The organism is Peredibacter starrii, assembly GCF_034259205.1.
Taxonomy (GTDB): Bacteria; Bdellovibrionota; Bacteriovoracia; order Bacteriovoracales; family Bacteriovoracaceae; genus Peredibacter; species Peredibacter starrii.
The window spans coordinates 1,765,876-1,782,389 of the sequence record NZ_CP139487.1 but is presented as its reverse complement, the minus strand read 5'-3'; the positions used below and the strand labels follow the sequence as shown (position 1 = coordinate 1,782,389).

At 44.6% G+C, this 16,514-nt stretch carries 19 protein-coding genes; 10 read left to right on the top strand and 9 right to left on the bottom strand.

Going from position 1 to position 16,514, the window contains the following annotated elements; all coding sequences use genetic code 11:
* Nucleotides 1-341: 341 nt before the first annotated feature.
* Genes SOO65_RS09030 through SOO65_RS09000 form a run of 7 tightly spaced genes read right to left on the bottom strand, consistent with a single transcriptional unit; the run spans nucleotide 342 to nucleotide 7,288 of the window.
* Nucleotides 342-875 (bottom strand): GNAT family N-acetyltransferase, encoded by a 534-nt coding sequence (locus SOO65_RS09030; RefSeq protein ID WP_321399551.1) that lies wholly within the window; start codon nucleotides 873-875, stop codon nucleotides 342-344.
* A 3-nt stretch (nucleotides 876-878) separates the two neighbouring features.
* Nucleotides 879-2,087, bottom strand: coding sequence for a C1 family peptidase (locus tag SOO65_RS09025; protein WP_321399549.1), 1,209 nt, complete (start codon nucleotides 2,085-2,087; stop codon nucleotides 879-881).
* 27 nt (nucleotides 2,088-2,114) lie between these two features.
* Nucleotides 2,115-2,747: a uridine kinase gene (gene udk / locus SOO65_RS09020; protein WP_321399547.1), complete on the bottom strand. Its 633-nt coding sequence runs from the start codon at nucleotides 2,745-2,747 to the stop codon at nucleotides 2,115-2,117.
* Entirely contained in the window at nucleotides 2,722-3,354 is a 633-nt protein-coding gene (gene upp / locus SOO65_RS09015) for a uracil phosphoribosyltransferase (protein WP_321399545.1), read from the bottom strand. Before upp ends, udk begins: the two co-directional genes overlap by 26 nt.
* A 9-nt stretch (nucleotides 3,355-3,363) precedes the next feature.
* Nucleotides 3,364-4,545: a URC4/urg3 family protein gene (locus SOO65_RS09010; RefSeq protein ID WP_321399543.1), complete on the bottom strand. Its 1,182-nt coding sequence runs from the start codon at nucleotides 4,543-4,545 to the stop codon at nucleotides 3,364-3,366.
* The gene (locus tag SOO65_RS09005) at nucleotides 4,542-5,801 is read right to left on the bottom strand and encodes a GTP cyclohydrolase II (protein ID WP_321399540.1); all 1,260 of its coding nucleotides are present in this window, start codon (nucleotides 5,799-5,801) and stop codon (nucleotides 4,542-4,544) included. Before SOO65_RS09005 ends, SOO65_RS09010 begins: the two co-directional genes overlap by 4 nt.
* Nucleotides 5,802-5,809: 8 nt before the next feature.
* Nucleotides 5,810-7,288 (bottom strand): aldehyde dehydrogenase family protein, encoded by a 1,479-nt coding sequence (locus SOO65_RS09000; protein WP_321399539.1) that lies wholly within the window; start codon nucleotides 7,286-7,288, stop codon nucleotides 5,810-5,812.
* 214 nt (nucleotides 7,289-7,502) lie between these two features.
* On the opposite strand from SOO65_RS09000, the gene SOO65_RS08995 reads away from it, so the two are divergent.
* Complete coding sequence (locus SOO65_RS08995; RefSeq protein WP_321399536.1) at nucleotides 7,503-8,093, top strand: hypothetical protein; 591 nt, start codon at nucleotides 7,503-7,505, stop codon at nucleotides 8,091-8,093.
* 196 nt (nucleotides 8,094-8,289) lie between these two features.
* Here the strand turns inward: SOO65_RS08995 and SOO65_RS08990 are convergent, their stop codons facing one another.
* Complete coding sequence (locus SOO65_RS08990; RefSeq protein ID WP_321399535.1) at nucleotides 8,290-9,330, bottom strand: phosphatase PAP2 family protein; 1,041 nt, start codon at nucleotides 9,328-9,330, stop codon at nucleotides 8,290-8,292.
* A 127-nt stretch (nucleotides 9,331-9,457) separates the two neighbouring features.
* Between SOO65_RS08990 and def the strand changes: the two genes are divergently transcribed.
* Entirely contained in the window at nucleotides 9,458-10,024 is a 567-nt protein-coding gene (def, locus tag SOO65_RS08985) for a peptide deformylase (protein ID WP_321399533.1), read from the top strand.
* Nucleotides 10,025-10,103: 79 nt separating this feature from the next.
* Nucleotides 10,104-11,096, top strand: coding sequence for a hypothetical protein (locus SOO65_RS08980; protein ID WP_321399531.1), 993 nt, complete (start codon nucleotides 10,104-10,106; stop codon nucleotides 11,094-11,096).
* Here the strand turns inward: SOO65_RS08980 and SOO65_RS08975 are convergent.
* Entirely contained in the window at nucleotides 11,093-11,452 is a 360-nt protein-coding gene (locus tag SOO65_RS08975; protein ID WP_321399528.1) for a nucleotide pyrophosphohydrolase, read from the bottom strand. The genes SOO65_RS08980 and SOO65_RS08975 overlap by 4 nt on opposite strands.
* A gap of 9 nt (nucleotides 11,453-11,461) precedes the next feature.
* Here SOO65_RS08975 and rlmF point away from each other — a divergent pair, with 9 nt between their 5' ends.
* The 7 genes from rlmF to SOO65_RS08940 all read left to right on the top strand — a co-directional run bounded on the left by rlmF (nucleotide 11,462) and on the right by SOO65_RS08940 (nucleotide 16,474).
* Nucleotides 11,462-12,331 (top strand): 23S rRNA (adenine(1618)-N(6))-methyltransferase RlmF, encoded by an 870-nt coding sequence (gene rlmF, locus SOO65_RS08970; protein WP_407676993.1) that lies wholly within the window; start codon nucleotides 11,462-11,464, stop codon nucleotides 12,329-12,331.
* Nucleotides 12,332-12,392: 61 nt separating this feature from the next.
* On the top strand, nucleotides 12,393-12,581 hold the full coding sequence (locus SOO65_RS08965) for a hypothetical protein (protein ID WP_321399523.1): 189 nt from the start codon (nucleotides 12,393-12,395) through the stop codon (nucleotides 12,579-12,581).
* Nucleotides 12,582-12,589: 8 nt separating this feature from the next.
* The gene (locus tag SOO65_RS08960; protein WP_321399521.1) at nucleotides 12,590-13,072 is read left to right on the top strand and encodes a YbhB/YbcL family Raf kinase inhibitor-like protein; all 483 of its coding nucleotides are present in this window, start codon (nucleotides 12,590-12,592) and stop codon (nucleotides 13,070-13,072) included.
* Nucleotide 13,073: 1 nt separating this feature from the next.
* A complete protein-coding gene (locus SOO65_RS08955; protein WP_321399520.1) occupies nucleotides 13,074-13,268 on the top strand; it encodes a hypothetical protein in 195 nt (64 codons plus the stop codon).
* Complete coding sequence (locus SOO65_RS08950) at nucleotides 13,265-13,744, top strand: DUF3617 domain-containing protein (protein ID WP_321399518.1); 480 nt, start codon at nucleotides 13,265-13,267, stop codon at nucleotides 13,742-13,744. The genes SOO65_RS08955 and SOO65_RS08950 overlap by 4 nt, the downstream gene beginning before the upstream one ends.
* A 36-nt stretch (nucleotides 13,745-13,780) precedes the next feature.
* A complete protein-coding gene (gene rlmN, locus SOO65_RS08945) occupies nucleotides 13,781-14,821 on the top strand; it encodes a dual-specificity RNA methyltransferase RlmN (RefSeq protein ID WP_321399515.1) in 1,041 nt (346 codons plus the stop codon).
* Between the two features lie 63 nt (nucleotides 14,822-14,884).
* The gene (locus tag SOO65_RS08940) at nucleotides 14,885-16,474 is read left to right on the top strand and encodes a HAMP domain-containing methyl-accepting chemotaxis protein (RefSeq protein WP_321399513.1); all 1,590 of its coding nucleotides are present in this window, start codon (nucleotides 14,885-14,887) and stop codon (nucleotides 16,472-16,474) included.
* Nucleotides 16,475-16,514: the final 40 nt, after the last annotated feature.

The following is a 16,514-nucleotide window of genomic DNA, read 5'->3' as shown; positions in this document are numbered from 1 at the left end:
ATTAATGGTTCAGGGAAAACCGTTCGCGTCGAAGTTTTGCACTGTTCTCAATAGGGTTTTTATTCGAGGAAAATAAGACATGAAGTTAAAAAGTCGAGGACCCATGAAACTAAAAATTTTAAAAAACTTGTTAAGAGCCGCGAACTCAATTCTGAGTCGCTTTACGTCAGTGGTAAACCAACTTCCAGACAGAAACATCAAGGTGAGACATTCACCACTCTTTCAACAACCGCAGATGGCCTATGCTGTCGCAAGAAGACCGCAGGTAGATCGCTCTCACATCCATAATCATGCTAGAGATAGAAAACAAAAAGGACCGCGGCACTCTTCAACTAGAACATTTAATCATCCGAGGGGTGATATTCGTCGCGGTTAAGGACAAAGAAGCGGCTCCCACTTCTAAATTCAGTGGTGATGCCCATGTCCTTCATTCCCGTCTTCATGAGAACTTTTTGTGAAACAATATTATCTGGGTTTGTCGTTCCGCAGATTTCTTTCAGACCCAACTCATTGAAGCCATACTGAAGGAACCTATGAGTTAACTCTGTAGCATAACCTTTGCCCCATGAAGTTTGATTAAAGCGATAACCAACTTCATACCGCCCGCTTTCTGGTTTCATCTCGATATGAAATAAGACCCCGAGACCAATTTGATTTTGAGTCTCTTTCTCGAATACGGCCCAAACACCAAGTTTTGGGTGAAGTTTCATATAAGACAGATAATCGTTAAACTTTTTTCTCGCCTCATCTTTATCTTGTGAGGCCTTACGAATGTATTTCATCACTTCAGGATCACTTTCCTGACTGTAAAATACCTCAAAATGTTTTTCTTCCAGATGCTCGTAATAAAGTCTTTTTGATTCAAGTCGAAGCATATTTTATTCCACTGCAACCTTATTTACACCAATGAAAGGAGACTTCTGTCTGAACTTTGTAAGCCAATTTTCAGTGAGGCATGAGTAACCACCGGCGCCCCAACCTTTTCCCCAGCTATTGGCCACAACGATACAATAGTTGCCTTCAGTTGCTTTTAGCTTTTCCGGAAGCTCGATCACTCCTACTCCAACGAAAGCATGTCCCATAGAATGGGCATCGAGTTTCGCAACTCCCCCATGAGCATCGTTTAAAGTCACGAGACCTTGGTTCTTATAAAAGTTCTCTGAGAGTTTTGCCGCCATCACCACCGGGATATTTTTCTTAATGCTCTCAACCGTCTCTGCGAGGGTCTTAAGTTCCGAGTAGCTCACAACTTTAGTCACACCACTCTTACAAGTGGACTTAAGAGGAAGCTGGGTCTCATTATTTTCTACCGGCTGACCGTTATAGCCACACTCCGACTCTTGAGGAATGTCGACTGTTGTTTGTCCCTGTGAATGCTTATAAGCAGGAGTGATCCATGAACCTTTTTCTGAGCAAGGTGACATGTAACACTTGGGCTTACTTGCCCAATAAAGATACTGCTCTGAGAGATCGCGAGTGACTTTGTTTTGAGCGAGAAGAATTTCCAGCACTCGAACTCCTGCGAAGGCAGAACAAGTTGGACGATTCCACTGATCACGCACCGGTACTGCAAACGCCGAATGAACGATGTGCACATCGGGCAGAGTTTCTGCTGGCACCTTCTTCTCTACGATTTTTTCTTGTTTTACTGGCAGTTCGAAAGTGTTCTCTTTATAGACCTTAATTCGACCCAAAAAAATTTCCTGCTCGCGCTTCCAGGCGTTGAGTTGATCACGAGACTCTTTCTTCCAACCCTCAAGAGTTTTCTTTTCTTCGAGCTTCCATTTTTGAAGTTCCGTCATATCACGGTTCTTATCAACGGCTTCCTTCTCAGCTTTGGTCTGGGCCGCAATGATGGCGCGGTTACGGGCCTTCGCTTCTTCAACCGCCTGCTCTCCCTTAGACATGGTTTTGATGGGCGCAGGTGCTGTTTCTTCTTTCTTAGAGAAGTCACCAAACTCTTTGAGCTTAGTCATGATTGCCTGATATTCAGGAGCATTCTGGTAATCGTAATCAATATTTACGGGTTCGAGCGTGGCAGCGAATGAGGAAAAGGAAATGAGAACAAGAGGAATTATAATCTTCATAGGAATCTCCTACGAAGATTATAAGGGTTATCCAATAATTTTTAAAAGCTTTGCTTTATAAGAATCGAAGTACTCGTAGTAATCATCCAGATCTTTCACGATGGAATGAGCATGGTGCTTAGATGGCTCTACGAACTCGTCATGCATGGGCTTTACTTGTTTTAAGAACTGGGCCTGTACACCCTCAGGAGTGCGTCCACGCTCCTTTACGTCTCTTTCCAGGCGTCTGGCATAGCGAAGAGACTCCGGCGTATCAAAGAAGATCATTTCATCGAATTGCGCACGCAAATACTCAGGATGGAAAATAAGAATACCATCTACAATCACGATCTTTGCAGGTCCGACTTTTAATTGTTCTTGTTTACGGGAGTGAGTAACGAAATCATAGATGGGAATATTGGTAACAGATCCGGTTTTAAGTTCGCCCAAACATTGGGCCAGAAGCTTTAAGTCCAGACTCTCCGGATGATCGAAGTTTACCGATCCTCCATCGTGATCAAAGCGATGAGATTGATCGATGTAGAAATTGTCCTGGTAAACAATCGTCGCCTGTTCACCCAAAGCACGGTGTAGAGCTTTGGCGAAATAGGTTTTGCCGGAGCCTGAGCCGCCGGCAACACCTAGAATAAATGTTTTACTTTGTTTGGTAGAGTCGGTCACCCGCGTCTCCTAATCCTGGTACGAGATATCCATTTTCAGTCATTTCCTTCTCGACATTTAGGGCGAAGACTTTAACATCCGGATGAAAATGCTCAAGTCTTTTTAGAGCATGCTCAGATGTCAAAATTGAGAGCACTTTAATGGGCCCAACGTGATAACTTTTTAGACGATCGATGGCCGCAATCATGGTGTCCGCAGTGGCAATTAGAGGGTCACACAATAGAATTTCTCGACCCTTCACATCTGCTGGGAGTTTAAAGTAGTACTCTACAGTATTCTGGATGAACTTATCACGGTAGATCCCGATGAAGCCGGCCGAAGCGATAGGAATCATCGAAAGCACCCCATCCAGCATCCCATTACCAGCACGAAGAATCGCCACGGCAACCGGAGGATTGATAATGCGATCAACTTTTGTTGGAGCAATCGGAGTTTCCACACGAACCGCATCCATATCTTTCCAATCTCTCATGGCCTCATAAGCGAGAAGCTTAGACACTTCAGTCACAAGATTTCTGAATTCATTAGAGTACGTGGTTTTGTCACGTAGGTAGCCAAGTTTGTGCAAGAGTAGCGGATGATTCAATTCAATGAGATTCTTATGCATATTTATCCCCTAGAATACAGTTCCATCAGATTTAATATTAAGTGGAGGTGTACCGCCTGCGCGGTTTTGAGCGGCGATTTTTCTTCCGGCCCACCAAGTGCCTCCTTCAAGAACTTTCGCCAGTGGAAAGTCTTGTGGAGTTTTACCAAGGCGGTTCTGAACTTCCGCGCCGATTTTATCCAGTAAGAACACAGTCAGCGCTCGCCACTCGATAATGAGATCACTCTCAGGTCCCCAAGTTGCTTCACCGTCTTTGGTATTTTTGAAAGTGAGAACTCCGGTATCAAGAAGAAGACCACCGTTTCTGTACTCTGGAAGACCTGTTAGACCTTCAATGCCAGTTACAGTAATGCCGGCCTCAAGAAGTGGTTCAACCAGTGAGTAAGTCATCCATTGAGAAAGTTTGTGGAAGGCCACCAAACCATACTTAGTGTGTTTCCAAGCATCGCCAAGGTTCACACCATTAAGCGTCTCACGACCAGGCCAGATTGGACCCAGGCCATCCAGCACACCACGAAGAAGTGCTAAGGCCGGAATCGTTTTACCATGTTTTGCCACAAGATAATCAATGAGATTTCCTGGACGACCATCTTTAAAGAGAGCTTTGTTCTCAAGTGCGCGTCCAAGATTTTTAAGTAAGTTCGTTCTGCCTTCAACACCCACAAGTGGATTGTTCGGTGTCACTTGGAAATACTCTTCAATCAGTTTCGGAGTTACTTTTGAAAGTCCAGTCGCATCTGAACGAAGAGATTTTCCATCTGAAGAAAAAGCTCCCGACATAAATAAGTGATAACTCGCAACTCCCAGGCCCTCTGAACGAGCATAATCACGAGAGGTTTCTTTCTCATGATACTTCCACGCTGGACCAGCACCAGCATCAAGAAGAACAGATGGGATCACAAGGTCCCATTTAATTCTCGCCTGCTCCATCGGATCAAGGTCTTTAATTTTCGCCTTCAACCAAAGTGAACGATCAACGTTCCCCGGACGAAAGTGTCCCCAACGAGAGTGAAACGGAATGTTCATATCCGGATAGTTCTCGCGGATGGTTTGCATCACGAAATCAACTGTCGGTCCCATCTTCTCTTCATGATAATGAAAATGAGTGTTCCCTTTTAATGTCTCGTCAAAAATCTTTTTGGCCCCGTCACGAACACAAACTGGTGACAGGATATAATCTAAATCGCTCACGTAATCTCTCTCCCCTTAACTTTCTGTAGGTCTTCGCCTTTTTTCACTTCACCTTCCGTGAAGTAACCAGCGGCCTTCTTTGCTTCCATTTCGACGTTCGCATCCGCCGGAATAAGTTCCGCTGGAATTGAAATACGATTCACCACTTCGATACCCGAACCAACAATGGCGTTGTATTTCATGTTCGACATCGAGTGAAGATTATGAATTTTTGTGATCCCGAAAAGATGCAACACGTCCGGCATGAATTCCTGGAAGCGAGCATCTTCAACACCGGCCACACATTCAGTACGCTTAAAGTATGTTGCTGCTGAATCTCCGCCTTCTTGACGTTTACGAGCGTTGTACACGAGGAACTTTGTTACTTCCCCGAGAGCACGACCCTCTTTACGGTAGTAAGCGATGATACCTACTCCACCTTTCTGGGCAGTCTCGGCCGCGTGTTCAATTCCGTACATGAGGTAAGGTCTGCATGTACAAATATCAGAACCAAATACGTCTGAACCATTACACTCATCGTGAACACGACAAGAAAGTTCGATATTTGGATTTGATAGATCTTCCGGATTACCGAAGATATAAACCGTCGTTGAACCGATAGGTGGTAACCAGACTTTTAGATCGGGACGAGTGATAAGCTCTGGGTACATCCCTCCTGATTCCGTGAAAAGAATACGACGAAGAACACCCTCTTCTACGTTGAGACGTTTTGCCATTCCTGGGAGGAACCAAACTGGCTCAATGGCAACTTTGGTGATCTTGATGTCCATATTCTCTTTGATGATTTTTCCGTCCGGCTTCAGTCGACCGGCACGAATCGCATCGTGGATTTCAGGAATTTGTAAGTGAGCTTGAGTCACTGCAATTGAAGGACGAATGTCATAACCTTTTTCAAAGTGACCTTTGAAATGGTTCTGAGGATCCAGTCCCCATGGATCTAGTGAAACAATCTTTGTTTCATCAAACCACGATGGGAACGGCCCGATCTTCACTGGTGAGTGAGTATTGTGTAGGTCCGGCCTGTGGGCAGGAGAAAATTTTCCGCTCGCAATTGAGAGTGCGCGATAAACCGTGTAAGAACCCGAGTGAGTTCCAATGGCGTTTCTCGCTTTAGGATTTGTCTGAGATGCCACAACCGGGCCACGCTTCATGGGATCTTTATTCCCCCAATCAAGTGTCAGAGACTCCGGGTAACGGAGATTCGAGTGAGTAGCGAGTACAACGTGTTCCTTACGTACATCGTGATTCGTCGACATAAGACTCCTTATGACATCCAGTTATTGTCGTTTTGTTTTTCCCACTTAGTTGTCACTTTCTTCACATCTGACCAGAAGTTTAGAGAGTGTTCACCAGTGATATCTCCTGAACCAAATTTCGAAGCGGCGATACCGCCGAATGAAAATGGTTCACGTGGAACAGGAACACCAACGTTCACACCAACCATTCCTGCTTTTGCTTCACGAGTTACGCGATCAGCGAGAGCACCTGAGTTGGTGAAAACAGAACAGGCGTTTCCGTACTCACTTGAGTTTTGAATTTGCATAGCGTGGGTGATGTCCTTACAACGAACGACGGAAAGAACTGGTCCGAATAATTCAACAGTCGCGGCCTCTGAGCCCGGTTGAATATTATCGAGGATCGTTGGTCCAATCCAGTTCCCTTCTTCCATGCCGGCCGGAGCTTTTGCCGTTCGACCATCGAGCACCACTTTCGCTCCTGCTTTTTCCGCACGAGTGATGGCCTCAAGAAGGAAATCACGCTGAGCACGAGTAATAATCGCACCCATATCTGTACCAAGCTTTAACGACTCAGCACGATTTTTAATTTTAGTAATGTGTTGATCTACGTCACCCACGGCCAGAAGAACTGAGGCCGCCATACAACGCTGGCCCGCACATCCTGTGAATGAATCCGAAATACCAACACCGGCAATGTCCGGAGTCGCGTCCGGTAGAAGCACGATATGGTTCTTCGCCCCACCCATACAAAGAGCGCGTTTACCAAGTGAAGTTGCCTTGGTGTAAACAAGCTTTGCGATTTTTGTCGATCCTACGAAACCAACTGCTTTCACTTCAGGAGCTTCAATAATGGCATCAACTGTTTCTGCTCCACCATGAAGTACAGTGAATAAACCATTCGGAAGACCCGCTTCTTTAAGAGCGCTGGCGATCTTAATTGAAGTCAGCGGAGTTTTATCAGATGGTTTCCACACGTAAGCGTTCCCAAGCCCCAAGGCGATAGGGATCGTCCACATCGGAACCATGGCCGGAAAGTTAAACGGCGTAATGTTCGCCACCACTCCAAGAGCAGTACGACGGTATTCACACGAAACACCACGAGACACTTCCATACGCCCGCCCACATCCATGTTCTGGAGTGAAAGAGCATATTCAAGAACTTCAATCCCTTTCATAAGTCCGGCCATCCCTTCATTGAAGGTCTTGCCTGACTCTGCTGATTTTAAATGTGAGATTTCTTCTAAGTCTCTTAGAAGAATATTTCTAAAATTAAACAGCACACGTGCGCGTTCTTTGTGAGGAGTTCTTCCCCATTCAACTTGCGCATCGCTCGCGATCTTCATCGCATTTTTAATTTGGTTCAGAGATGGGATTGAAACCTCTCCGATTTTTTTTCCGTGATAAGGAGATGTAATGTTTTGAGTTCCAGCTTCGCCTTTTACCCATTCACCATTGATAAAATTCAAGCATTGAACCACTTCAAGTGGCATTTTAAGTGTCGTCATAGTTATTCCTCGTGAAAAACCTAAAGAATAACGCTAATACACTTTGAAGGGCCTAGGCTACTGTGCCAAGCTAAATTATGTCCGACTAAAGATATCGGTCTTAACGTAAAATAAGAGCTTTGCGTTACTTTTAAACACTCGTTAGGGAGTAAACATTACAAACCCCTCTCGAAGCCTTTAAGAGCTTATTCCGTTATGGTAGATAGCCTCTCCAATGAAACTCCTTCTTCTTACTTCGTTGTTCCTAGTTGCTTCTTGTCTCCCAGACAGAACTTCCCTTCGTTTTGATGATGCCAGCCCGCGACTGAATACTCAGACTCGCGAAACAGAAATCCCCGATGAAGTAGATTTCAAAGTTCTTTCAGAAGAAATCCTCGTTCCAAAATGTATCTCCTGCCACAAAGGCTTCACGGACGAGACCCGCATTTTAAAACACGTCAAAGAAAACGATCCAGAGATCAGCCCTCTCTTTCAAAGTGTTAAAACTGGTCGCATGCCGAAGAAGGCTCCGCCTCTAGAATCTCGCGAACTAGAAATCGTTCGCCGTTATGTGGAGAGCGTTCGCATTGAACGAGTTGTGACCTACGATGAACTTAAAGAAAAGATCCTCGTCCCAAAATGTATTGAATGTCACAAGAAGTCCGGCGAAGAGACCAACATCATGAGATGGATTGATCAAGAAAATCCGTCTGAATCTAAACTCATCAAGGCCACAGAGAGTGGTCGCATGCCGAAAAATAATCCTAAACTTTCGGCCTATGAGTTAAATCTCATTCGCAATTACCTGAACAACTTCAGAAAATAATTAAATCATACAGTTACCTCCAAATCACTTTCGCCAGCGGAAGTGATTTTGTATTGGCCGAATTTATCATTTGACAAATCCGTACCTTTTCCGTATTTTTATCGAAGTGATTTTTGATTGGCAAGAGATTTTTACTTCCGCCAGCGAAAGTGAAATGGCAAAAAAAAGGGGCCCGAAGGCCCCCTTTAGTAGGAGATTATTTGTTGAAAGCTTCTTCGAAACATAGGGCCATAAGTTCGCGGCCTTCTAGTTTTGATTTCTCACACTGAGAAAGACGTGAAGGAGCTTTTGGTCTCCACTGGATTTCAACACCAGTGTAGGCCTTACCAGAGATATCACGACCGAACTGAGGAATGATGAGGAAACCTGAACCATCAGCTCTTTCTGGATTAAGAACAGTTCTCATAAGGATCTTAGTTACTAAGTGAGCAGCAACTGCACCGGCAAGAACGTCTGAACCCCAGTGTTTATTGTCATGCATACGAGCATATACAGTAAGAGTTGCAAGACCGTAAGCGATGTAAGGAACAGCAGGTTTATCTTTATAAACTTCAGCGATTACTGTTGCTAGAGAGAAAGCACCGGCCGCGTGACCAGAGATAAATGAGTTGTTACCTTCTTCGAAGAAATCGTATGGAGAATCACCATCGTGAGGACGAACACGGTGGAACGTTTTCTTGAAGCCTTCAGCTACGATTTGTGAAGCGATACCGGCAGCAACTGTGAATAGACCAACTTGTTTAAGTTTGCCGTCTTTAAGAACAGCACCCATGAAGTAAGCACCAGCAGCAACTGGAAGAATGGCTTCGCGACCAAGGAGGTTACCTACTGTCGCAACTTGTTGACCGAACTCTGTTTTATTGTCTTGTACGAAATCCATGATTTCGCGATCGTTGGCGAAAACTACCGTACCAAGTGAAAGAGCACCGGCAAGGATAAGAAGATCTGATTTATTAACATCTAGTGGAATGAAGTATTGAGAACCACCTTCACCTACCAGGCGTTGGAATTCTTTTTTAGAAAGCTCTGGAGATCGAGCGTATTGAATTTGGCGCGTTGAACAGCTTTCAATGAGAGGATCACAGTTTTTTGCCTTATCCATATATTTATCTGTACTAGTACGAAGGTCAATCAACTGGCCGTTGTACTCCATACAAGTGTTATCGATAAGACAAGAAGGTGCGGCCTGTGCACCGGCGATGTAGAAGGCCGTAAGTAGCGCAAGTAGCTTGTGCATGTGATTCTCCCTTTAAAATTTTTTCATATTGTAGGGGGTATCCAAATTTAGCGCGCCGGCTTTGGTAAAAACGACAATGATGTCAAAAAGATAGACAGTGTTTTCCCTTCTATGATTGGATGGGGATATGAAGGCTAAACTCTTAATTTTAAAGCTAGTTTTACTCCTATCCCTCTCTGTAGAAGCGAAGGTTCTTGAGATCATCAAGATTGGGGATCCTATCCTTAGGGCCCAGGCCCAGGAGCTTTCTATGGCCGAAATTGAGTCTCCGGAGATTCAGACACTGGCCGATGATATGGCCCAAACAATGAAGATCGCCGGTGGGATTGGTTTAGCCGCCCCTCAAATAAATCGTTCGATCAGAATGTTTGTCATGGGGATGAAACCGAAGATTCCACTAACTGTTGTGATCAATCCGAAGATTGAATACCTCGAGCAATACGGCCAAACTCAATCCCAGGAAGGCTGTCTTTCAATTCCGGGCAAGACCATGGTGGTGAAACGTTATAAACGCATTCACATCAGTTACCTGGATCGTAAGGGCCAATACATCTCGAAAGAACTCTCCGGGATGGCGGCGATTATTGCGCAACATGAGTATGATCACTTAAATGGCGTGATGATTGTGGATCTAGTGGAAACGATGAAGAGCACCATTAATTTTGGCCAGTATGCCAAAGCACCGCTTCTTTAAGATAAGCATAATTTGCGCTGCCACTAAGTAGACAACAAAACCACTATTGTTAATGATGTCCTCCGCTAATGGAGGGACCATGAAATACCTACCTTTACTGCCTCTCGCTTTCCTTGCTTTTGCAACTTCCTGTGGGAAAAGTAATTCAGATGCCGGTATTCCACTCGATGCAGTCGGAGTAAGAGGACTGGCAGCAAGTACCAGTGGCCTCTTTATGGCCAATCTCACCACACTCAATCCAGACGTGAATGGAAGTGTTCCTGGCACGGCCGTCATTATCCGTGAGGGCGAAAAGTTTCAAGTCTTCGTAAAGGCAAGTGCCGGTGGAGCTGGAATTTGGCATCAGCAGAACATTCATCTGGGACGCCGTTGTCCGACGAAGGCCGATGATAAAAACGGTGACGGACTTATTGATATCGAAGAAGGTCAGCAAGCTTGGGGAAATGTCCTTATTCCTCTCGATGCTGATTTAAGTTCACAAGACGCTGGAAAGGGCCGCTACCCAATTGGTGATGAGACCGGAAATTATTTTTATGAACGTTTCACCAACTACGATGTTTTATACAGAGATCTAATCTCAGAAGATCGAAACACGGGTGATAATGTTTCAAAACTTGTGGGCCCTCTCAATCTCAATGGTCTAGTGGTCGTGATTCTTGGTGCTAACAAAGAAGCGACAATTCCTGGAACAGTGGCCGCGCGCTCGCCTCATTCAACTGAACAATCATTCCCGATCGCCTGCGGAGTCTTTAAGCAAGTCACTCAGATTCCGGGCGACATTGATAGTGGCAACTCCGGGCCAGTTCGTGGCGGAGATGGCAGTGTCCATGAACCAACACCCACTCCAGTACCAACTCCAACTCCGGAGCCAGAACCAGAAGTTGGTCCAACTCCTGAACCAAATCCAAACCCTACTCCAACACCAAATCCGGAACCACGCCCGGAAGATGATGATGAAGAAGACGATGATGATATTCTTGATCGAGTCTCTGATTGGTGGAGAAGACGTTGGGAAGACATTGGTGGACGTCGTCGCCCAGTTCGCTTAGGTCGCGGAGATGTTCATCACTAAAGATCAGTATACTTCTTAGAATTACCCCGTGCTTTGTCCACGGGGTATTTCTCAATATTCTTCTGCATTTTATTTAAAATCGCCTGCTCTAAATCCATGTCGGTCTTTCCAACGATCCTTAAAAGATAAATAAAAACATCCGCCACTTCATCCTCAATCTTGGTTTTAAGTTTCGGATCTAGATGCGCGCGATTAGATTCATCTTCCGTGAGCCACTGAAAGATCTCCATCAGTTCCGAACTCTCAACCGTCAGGGCCATCGAGAGATTTTTTACGGAATGGAATTTATCCCAGTCACGTTCTTCGGCAAACTGTTTCACGATTTGTTGGATTTTAGGCAGATCGATGGTTTTCATACCTTGATTATGGCCAATAAGATGCGAAGCGCCTACTCTAGATTTATGCATCCAAGAAACCGTCATCAGTCCCGCTATGATTTAGAGGCCTTAAAGAAGAGTCATCCTCCTCTGGCGCCTTTTATTATCAAAAATAAGTTTGGGGATGAGTCAGTGGACTTCGCAAATCCTGATGCGGTCAAGACCCTTAACCAGGCAATTCTCAAACACTTCTATCAAGTCGACTGGGACATTCCGAAAAATTTCCTGACTCCACCTATCCCAGGTCGCGCGGATTATATCCACTTCATGGCAGACGTGATCGGAACTGGACCAAAGAAGGTTCTGGATATTGGTGTTGGTGCCAACTGCGTTTATCCCATCATTGGAAACTCTGAGTATGGTTGGGAATTTGTAGGATCAGATATTAATCCAGAGGCATTGAAGGCCGCGCAGCAGATTCTTAACAAGAATCCAAATTTAAAAGTTGAACTGAGACTTCAAAAAACTTCAGGAATTTTTAAAGGCATTATCGGAGAGAAAGATTTTTTTAATCTCACCATCTGTAATCCTCCTTTTCATTCTTCAAAAGAAGAAGCGGAAGCAGGCACGACTCGCAAATGGAAAAATCTTGGCAAACATAAAGCACCGGTGCTGAACTTCGGTGGCACAAGTTCCGAGCTCTGGACCAAGGGCGGAGAAATCGCTTTCATTAAACAAATGATTCTCGAGAGTGCAGAGTTTAAATCTCAAGTTGAATGGTTTTCTACTCTGGTGTCTAAGAGCGAAAATCTACAGCAGATTTATCGGGCTTTAGAAAAAGTTAAAATCAAGAATGTTCAAACAATTGAAATGTCCCAAGGCCAGAAAAAAAGTCGGGCAGTCATGTGGCAGTTTTAACTCGTCACAAATGACATCACTCTAAGCGCACCCTTATAACTCCTGTAACAAGGAGTTCTTCATGAAAATCACAGAAATAAAAAGCGAACTGGAAAAAGTTTCGAAGGTTATTCCTGAGCTTCGTAAAGACCTGGATGAGGCCTACACTTTGGATGCAGGAAAAAAGAGTCGTATAAAACTCCTGTGGCGAGAATACGAAGACCGTTACAAAGAAATTCGTAATTCAAAAGTTTATAATACTCTCCAATAGGAGGACTTATGGATTTTACACTTTCTTCTACCTCTTTGACTCCTGGCCAATCAGTTCCAAAACACTTCATCTTCAATGGATTTGGTTGTCAGGGCGACAACATCTCCCCTGCTCTTAGTTGGGAAGGAGCACCGGTTGAGACAAAAAGTTTTGCGGTCACAGTGTTTGATCCAGATGCGCCCACTGATCACGGATGGTGGCATTGGGCAGTGGTGAATATTCCTTCTCATGTAAATTCTTTAGAAGAAGGTGCATCCAATAACCGCACTCTTCCTAAAGAGGCGATTGAAGTCATAACCGACTTCAATAAGACCGGTTATGGTGGGCCATGTCCTCCTAAGGGTGATAAGCCTCATCGTTATATCTTCACCGTGCATGCTCTAAGAAAAGAACTGGATGTGAGACCAAATACCAATGGTGTTTCGATTGAAAAAAAGATCGAGGCCAATAGTCTCGCAAGGGCAAGCTTCACAGTTCAATACGGAAGGTAATATGAAGTATTTTATTTTTATTCTCCTCACTTTCATGATGGTCGCATGTGACCGTCATGGAAGTGGCGATCGTGAAATCATGACCACTTCTGAGCGGGCGGAAGATATGTTTCGAAAACCCGCTTCAGAGGAACAAGGAAAGATTCCGAAAAAGTATCAACCCATAGATCACGAAATCAAAAAGGATGAACCATGAAATTCCTTCTTCTATTTCTGGTGAGTACTGAGGTCTTTGCGGCCCTTGATATGAAACCCGGACTATGGGCCGTGGATATGAAAGTCTATGATGACAACAAGACGGTCGACATCACCAAAGAAATGAAGAAGGACATGACGAAACTAAAAGATCAGATGGGTAAACATGCCTCGATTGGTGAGGATGGAAAACTTCGGGTGTGCTACTCCGAGAAACTTCTCAATAGTCCTGAAATCCTGACTAGCAGCCGGCAATCAAACTGCAAAACCGATGTGGTGAAGGACACTCCCACTCTGGTTTCGACCCGTTTTAAATGCAACGACGGCACCTCAGGTAACTCCAACTGGAGGGTTAAAAACGCCAAAAACTACTATGGGAAGCTCCATATGGTGACCCCAAATGGCGAACCTACTGATATTAAGTACACCGGAAGCTTCATTTCCTCCGACTGCGGTGAAATTAAACCACTCCTCTAGATGACGAAGACCCCTTCCTCATGGTAACAAGGTGCAATGAGGACCTCTTTTTATCAATACACTTTGCCGGAACTACAAGAGCTCTTTGCTCTTCAAGGCCTTCCTTCGTCGGGACCGGGCCTCATGTTCAATTGGCACTATAAAAAGAGAAAGACCGAACCCTGTGTGATTGATCTCGCTAAAAAAAGCATCGCTTATGTGGCCGAGAATTTTTCCTTCGACCTACCAACTCTTGATACGGTTCATGAATCACAGGACAAAACGGTAAAGTTTCTTTTCAAATTTAAAGACGATCTGAAAGTTGAAACCGTGCTCATTCCATTTAACGGGAAGTACACCATTTGTATTTCTTCTCAAGTCGGCTGTGCCATGAAATGCAGCTTCTGCCATACCGGTACCCAAGGGTTAAAGCGCAACCTTTCAACAGAAGAAATCATAGGTCAATTTTTAGAGGCCCAGCGTTGGCTCTCTGCCAATCGTCCGGAGGATGATCGTATTTTAAATATCGTTTTTATGGGCCAGGGTGAACCTCTCCATAACTTCGATGCAGTTAAAAAGGCCTGTGAGATTTTTCTCACACAACATGGTCTCTCTCTTGCTCCTCATAAAATCACGATTTCAACTGCGGGTTACCTTCCTGGACTTCAACGCTGGAAGGCCGAGATGCCTAAAGTAAATATCGCCGTCTCTCTTCACTCAGTCATTAAAGAGAAGCGGGATAAACTCATTCCGATCAATCAGCGATATCCAGTGGAAGACGTGATGAAGTTTGCGGAAGAGATTCCAGAAGGTCGCACACGTTTTGTGACTTATGAATATCTCATGATCAAAAACTTCAATGACTCGGATGAGGACGCTCACATCACCGGGCGAGCTCTTGCAGGAAAGAACGTCTACATCAGCCTCATTCCTTTTAACCCATTTCCAGGTACCGAGTACGAGCGACCTGAGATGCATGAGGTGGATCATTTTAAAACGATTCTCGACAGCTATAAGATTCCCACACTCATTAGAAAGACCAAGGGTGATGAGATTCTAGCAGCTTGCGGCCAGCTCCATTCGGGAAAGAATAAATAAAATAATTTTTAATTTTTTCCGAGCATTCGGTCGACAAGACCCCGTCCAAAATCGGGAGTCATCATGCAAAAAAGTAGTCTTAAAACCAGGCTTCTTACGGCCTTTCTAGGTGTTTCTTCTTTTCTTATTATCGTGTCAGGAGTTGGCCACTTTTCTTCCAAAAAAGTGTTCGAAGAATTTCATTACGTCAGTACTGATATCATGCAAACCGTGATTCTCGTCGCTAAAATGAACGAAGCGATGCTGACCGGTAACCGCAACTTATTTCGCGCCTATCTCGCGGCAGACCTTAATGGCATGAAGGAATCAAAAGAGGCCTACATGCATGAGAGCAGAATCGTGCATGAAAGTGTGAAGAAGTATCTGGAAAGTGATTTCATGGCGGGAGAAAAAGAGATCGTTCAGAAGTTTATGGATAACTTCAAAATCTATGATGAGAAATCTATCGCCTACTTAAACAAACTCGAAAACGGCTGGGACAATCAAACTGTTAAAGACGAGACCTATGTCACACTTTATATTGATCTTCCCAATTATCGCAAGGCCATGACCTTGGCACTCAAAGAGCTCATCCAGTTTAATGAGAATTTAGCGTCGACGAAGACCAAAGATGCTATTGCGGTTTATAAATCTTCAAGTGTCATCACAATTGTGATCTCGGTCATTGGAGTCATTGTTGCGACTTTCCTGGGTCTATTTATTTCTTCAAGAATCAGTCAGACCTTAAATGGTATCTCAAAAGAGATTTCAACTTCCTCTGATCAAACTTCACAGGCGAGTACTGAGCTTTCTTCCTCTTCTGCCCAACTCTCTCAAGGAGCAACTGAGTCCGCCGCCTCCTTGGAAGAAACCGTCTCTTCATTGGAAGAACTTTCAAGTATGGTGAAGCTCAATTCCGATCACGCTAAAGAGGCCAACACTTTATCTCAGCGCTCTCTTACTTCTGCCGAACAAGGGGACAAAGAAATCACTCGATTGATTAGTTCTATGGAAAGCATGGGAAAATCTTCTAAAAAAATTGAAGAGATCATTAATGTGATTGATGACATTGCTTTTCAAACGAATCTTCTTGCCTTAAACGCCGCAGTTGAAGCGGCCCGTGCGGGAGAACAAGGACGAGGATTTGCAGTCGTAGCAGATGCCGTGAGAAATCTCGCCGGTAGATCGGCCTCGGCCGCAAAAGATATCAACGTCCTTATCAAAGAGAACGTGGAAAAGACCCAAGAGAGTTCTAAAATTGCAGACGCATCGGGTGCCGCCCTTAAAGAAATCGTAAATTCCGCCAAGAAAGTGGCCGACCTTAACTCTGAAATTTCTGCGGCCTCACAAGAGCAGGCCAATGGCATTGAGCAAATTTCCAAGGCCATGCATCATCTTGATTCAGCGATTCAATCCAATGCATCTTCCTCGGAAGAAGTGGCAAGTTCCGCCGAAGAGATGTCTTCGCAAGCAAAATGCCTGTCTCAGCTGGTGCATGACCTTCAGACCTTCGTAGAGGGTGGAAATGCTCCGGTTAAAACCATTACTCCGGCCGCGCGAGCTCCTGAACGAAAATTGAAGCTTGTGAGTCACTACATTACCAGCAAAAAACCGGCAAAATCAGTTCTTCCTTTTGAAGAAGAAGCTCCCATCAAAAAAGCCGAAGGATTCTAATCAGACTGCTCTAGGTAAAGTCCAATGGTTCCTCCTGTGT

Bases quoted from the DNA above. Each gene is read 5' to 3' on its own strand.
- SOO65_RS09030 (WP_321399551.1), bottom strand. From the start codon at position 875: ATGCTTCGACTTGAATCAAAAAGACTTTATTACGAGCATCTGGAAGAA.
- SOO65_RS09025 (WP_321399549.1), bottom strand. From the start codon at position 2,087: ATGAAGATTATAATTCCTCTTGTTCTCATTTCCTTTTCCTCATTCGCT.
- upp (WP_321399545.1), bottom strand. From the start codon at position 3,354: ATGCATAAGAATCTCATTGAATTGAATCATCCGCTACTCTTGCACAAA.
- SOO65_RS09005 (WP_321399540.1), bottom strand. From the start codon at position 5,801: ATGTCGACGAATCACGATGTACGTAAGGAACACGTTGTACTCGCTACT.
- SOO65_RS09000 (WP_321399539.1), bottom strand. From the start codon at position 7,288: ATGACGACACTTAAAATGCCACTTGAAGTGGTTCAATGCTTGAATTTT.
- SOO65_RS08995 (WP_321399536.1), top strand. From the start codon at position 7,503: ATGAAACTCCTTCTTCTTACTTCGTTGTTCCTAGTTGCTTCTTGTCTC.
- SOO65_RS08990 (WP_321399535.1), bottom strand. From the start codon at position 9,330: ATGCACAAGCTACTTGCGCTACTTACGGCCTTCTACATCGCCGGTGCA.
- def (WP_321399533.1), top strand. From the start codon at position 9,458: ATGAAGGCTAAACTCTTAATTTTAAAGCTAGTTTTACTCCTATCCCTC.
- SOO65_RS08980 (WP_321399531.1), top strand. From the start codon at position 10,104: ATGAAATACCTACCTTTACTGCCTCTCGCTTTCCTTGCTTTTGCAACT.
- SOO65_RS08975 (WP_321399528.1), bottom strand. From the start codon at position 11,452: ATGAAAACCATCGATCTGCCTAAAATCCAACAAATCGTGAAACAGTTT.
- rlmF (WP_407676993.1), top strand. From the start codon at position 11,462: ATGGCCAATAAGATGCGAAGCGCCTACTCTAGATTTATGCATCCAAGA.
- SOO65_RS08965 (WP_321399523.1), top strand. From the start codon at position 12,393: ATGAAAATCACAGAAATAAAAAGCGAACTGGAAAAAGTTTCGAAGGTT.
- SOO65_RS08960 (WP_321399521.1), top strand. From the start codon at position 12,590: ATGGATTTTACACTTTCTTCTACCTCTTTGACTCCTGGCCAATCAGTT.
- SOO65_RS08955 (WP_321399520.1), top strand. From the start codon at position 13,074: ATGAAGTATTTTATTTTTATTCTCCTCACTTTCATGATGGTCGCATGT.
- SOO65_RS08950 (WP_321399518.1), top strand. From the start codon at position 13,265: ATGAAATTCCTTCTTCTATTTCTGGTGAGTACTGAGGTCTTTGCGGCC.
- rlmN (WP_321399515.1), top strand. From the start codon at position 13,781: ATGAGGACCTCTTTTTATCAATACACTTTGCCGGAACTACAAGAGCTC.
- SOO65_RS08940 (WP_321399513.1), top strand. From the start codon at position 14,885: ATGCAAAAAAGTAGTCTTAAAACCAGGCTTCTTACGGCCTTTCTAGGT.